General features: G+C 76.5%; 2 protein-coding genes. Both read left to right on the top strand.

Annotated elements, in window-relative coordinates:
* Window positions 1-1,927, top strand: a 1,927-nt coding sequence (locus tag K6I34_RS33185; RefSeq protein WP_229331755.1) for an ATP/GTP-binding protein, incomplete at its 5' end; no start/stop codon positions are given.
* A gap of 88 nt (window positions 1,928-2,015) precedes the next feature.
* Complete coding sequence (locus tag K6I34_RS33190; protein ID WP_229331756.1) at window positions 2,016-3,581, top strand: PucR family transcriptional regulator; 1,566 nt, start codon at window positions 2,016-2,018, stop codon at window positions 3,579-3,581.
* Window positions 3,582-3,913 lie beyond the last annotated feature (332 nt).

A 3,913-nucleotide genomic window follows, 5' to 3' on the forward strand; every position in this document is an offset into this window, starting at 1 on the left:
TTCCAGCACAGCAGCCACACCGCCCACACCCCGGCCCCTGCTGACCCGCGCGGCGGCGGCCTTCGCCGGGGTGTGGGCGGTGTGGCTGCTGTGCTGGAACGGCGCCGTCGGCAGTGCCTGGATCTGGCCCCTCGTGGCCTTCACCCCCGACGACTGGGACGCGCTCGCCCGGCTCTACGCGGGCTACACCTACTACGTCCTCTTCACCCTCCTGCTCCTCTCCGTCGCCTGCCGCGTCGGCTGCTGGCGCGAGGTCTGGCACCGCTACGGACCCGCCGACCAACCCACTGGCCGACAGGCACCCGGACGACCGGGCCACCCCACCCCCGCCGCGCAGGGCGACCCAGCCGAATGGCCGGAGCTGCGCACCGCCGGGGCCCACGAGGCCGCCGACCGGCTGGCGGCGGAGGCCCGCTCCGGGACGATGAACGACGTCGACCACTCCCGCATCCAGCGCGCCTGGGAGGCCGTACGGACACAGCCGGGCCGCCTCGCCCAGTTCACCGACACCGTGCTGCGGCACGGCGCCGCCGCCTGCGCCCACCCGTCCGGCGCGCGCGACCTGCCCGTACGCCTCGCCCGGCACGACCTCGTCACGCGGCAGGTGCGCATCGGCACCGTCGTCGACGACCCCCGCAACGCCTACCAGCAGCGCGGCGCGGGCTCCGCGCTCGACCCGGCCCTGCTGGGCACCTCGCTGCTCGCCGTCGGCCCGCCCGGCAGCGGCAAGACGGACCGGCTGGTGCGGCCGGTGCTGGAGTCGCTGTGCCTCCAGGCGCTGGCCGGACGGACCGCGGTCGTCGCGGTCGGTGCCGCCGGCGCGGGCCTCGCGCCCGACGAGGCGTTCGACGTCGTGGTGCGGATCGGCCGCCCCGACTCGGCGTACGACCTCGACCTGTACGGCGGCACCGACGACCCCGACGAGGCCGCCGCCGTACTGGCCGAGGGCCTCGTCGGCGACCTCACCGCCACCCTGCCCGGCGAGGGCGGCCGCCGCGCCGCGACCGCCCTCGCACAGGTCCTCGGCCCCTACCGCGCGGCGCACGGCCGCTTCCCCTCCGTACCGGAGCTGCGGGAGCTGCTCGACGGCTCGGCCGCGGCCCTCGGCGCGCTGCGGGCCGCGCTCACGGCCGCCGGACAGGACGCGCAACTGCGCGAACTCGACGCCCGCGAACGGCAGGCGGAGCGCCCCGGCGACGCCGGGCCGATGCTCGCCGACCGGCTGGCCCTGCTGGACCGGCCCGCCTTCGCACGCTTCTTCGACACCGGCAGCCCCGGCCGCACCTTCTCGCTCCGCACCCTCGAACACCCCCTGCGGGTCCGTATCGACCTGCCCGAGCGGGGGCACGCCGAGGCGTCCCGGCTGCTGGCCCGGCTCGTCCTCGCGCAGTTCACGGAATGCACGGCCGGCCGCGCCGACCGCTCGCTCTTCGCCTGCCTCGTCCTGGACGACGCCACCCACACCATCACCCCCGAGTCCGTGCGCGGCCTCGGACGGCTGCGCTCCGCCAACGCCGGGGCCGTGCTCACCCTGCGCTCGCTCGACGACGTGCCCGAGGCGCTGCGCAGCGCGCTGCTCGGCTCGGTCGGCTGCCGCATGGCGTTCTCGGGCGTGACCACCTGGGACGGCGCGCGGTTCGCGGAGGTCTGGGGCAAGGAGTGGGTCGAGACCCGCGACATCACCGACCGGCAGATCATCGCCCACGAGCCGCTGACCCGGGCCACGCACGTCCTGCGCCGCCTCGTCACCGGGCGGGCGGTGACCGCCCAGTCCGTGACGGTCCGCAAGGTCGAGCGCGAGCGCTGGTCCGCCTCGGAGCTCGCGCACGCCGTGCCCGCCGGGCACGCGGTGCTGTCCGTGACGGACGTACGGGGGGCGAGCGCGCCGCCGGTACTGGTGAACCTCATGGCGACCGGCGAGAGGTGAACCCTCCACTGAGGCAGAATCGGGAGGAGTCGTTCATACGGCAAGGCGCATTACCGCCGTCCTTCCCGCACGTCCTCCCGAAGGTGTCATGCCCGCCACGCTCGCCTCGCTCGTCCACCACTCCGCGCTCAAGCTCGTCGTGCGCGCCGGGGAGGACCGGCTGGACACCCCCGTCCGCTGGGCGCACGTCAGCGAGCTCGCCGACCCCGTGCCGTGGATGGAGGGCGACGAGCTGCTCCTGACCACCGCGATGAAGATCGACGCGGCGGACCCGGAGACGATACGGGGCTATGTGCGCCGCCTGGCCACGGCCGGGGTCGTCGGCCTCGGCTTCGCGGTCGGCGTCAACTACGACGAGGTGCCGCAGGCGCTGATCGACGCGGCGGAGGCGGAGGGCCTGCCGCTGCTCGAAGTGCCGCGCCGCACCCCCTTCATCGCCATCAGCAAGGCGGTCTCGGCCGCCATGGCCGCCGACCAGTACCGCGCCGTCACCGCCGGTTTCGAGGCACAGCGCGAACTGACACGGGCCGCGCTCGCCGCCGACGGTCCCGCCGCGCTGCTGTCCCGGCTCGCCGCCCACCTCGACGGGTGGGCCGCGCTGTACGACGCGTCGGGCGCGGTCGTCGCCGCGGCCCCCGACTGGGCGGCCCGGCGCGCCGCCCGGCTCACCGACGCCGTCGCACGGCTGCGGGAACGGCCCGCACCCGCCACCGCCGTCGTCGGCTCCGAGCAAGGCGCCGACCGCGTCGAGCTCCAGTCCCTCGGCTCGGGCCGCCGGGCCCGCGGCGTCCTCGCCGTCGGCACGGGCGCCCCACTGGGCACCGCCGAGCGCTACGCCGTACAGGCCGCGATCGCGCTGCTCACCCTCACCACCGAACGCTCCCGCACCCTCCAGGACGCCGAGGCACGGCTGGCCGCGGCAGTGCTGCGGATGCTGCTGGCCGGCGAGGCGGAACACGCGCGGGCCGTCGCGGGGGAGCTGTACGGCACGCTGCTGGACGAACCGTTCCGGGTGCTGGTGGCGGATGGCGACGGCACCGGCGAACTCGCCGACGCCGTCGAGACGGCGGCCAGCCGCGCGGCCGAGCCGGTACTGGCCGTCGCGGAGGACGAGCGGCTCACCGTCCTCCTCCCGGACGGCGGTGCGACGGCGGCCGCGTGCGCGGCGTGGGCCCGCACGGCGGAGGGACGGCTGGCCGCCGCCGCGGAACGCGGCGGCGGGGACGCGACGGCCGTCCCGGCTGCCGGGCTCTCGGCACCGACCGGCCGCGCCGGGGCCGGAGCCGCCCACCACCAGGCCGAACAGGCCCTGTCCGTCGCCCGGCGGCGCGGCCGCGTGCTCGTCGGGCACGAGGACGTCGCGACCGGTTCCGTACTGCCGCTGCTGGCCGACGACGCGGTACGGGCCTTCGCGGACGGCCTGCTCCGTTCCCTCCGCGAACACGACGCGACGGGCCGCGGCGACCTCGTCGCCTCCCTCCGCGCCTGGCTCGCCCGCCACGGCCAGTGGGACGCGGCCGCCGCGGACCTCGGCGTCCACCGGCATACGCTCCGGTACCGCATGCGGCGGGTCGAGGAAATCCTGGGGCGCTCCTTGGACGACCCGGATGTCCGCATGGAGCTGTGGCTGGCCTTGAAGACCACGTCCGACTGACGCGCCGCTGCGCGGCGCGTCTTGCGCTGGGTGCGCGTCTGCGGGCCGGTGGGGGCTGGTCGCGCAGTTCCCCGCGCTCCTGAAGGCCGCCTACGAGCTCGGTGGGCTGTGTCCGTCCGGCGGCTGCGGGTCGGTGGGGACTTCTCGCGCAGTTCCCCGCGCCCCTAAAAGCCGCCCACGAGCTCGGTCATCCTGCCCGTCCGGCGTCTGCAAGCGCGTCGTGGTTGCTCGCGCAGTTCCCCGCGCCCCTGTCGGGGCGCGCCCGGACGCGGACGTGGGCGCCCCCTACCGGCAGTCGACGGCCGGTGGAGGGGGCGGGGCCGGAGGGCGGG

Origin of the sequence: Streptomyces sp. UNOC14_S4, from assembly GCF_020740835.1 — a bacterium.
Classification (GTDB): Bacteria; Actinomycetota; Actinomycetes; order Streptomycetales; family Streptomycetaceae; genus Streptomyces.

Bases quoted from the DNA above. Each gene is read 5' to 3' on its own strand.
- K6I34_RS33190 (WP_229331756.1), top strand. From the start codon at position 2,016: ATGCCCGCCACGCTCGCCTCGCTCGTCCACCACTCCGCGCTCAAGCTC.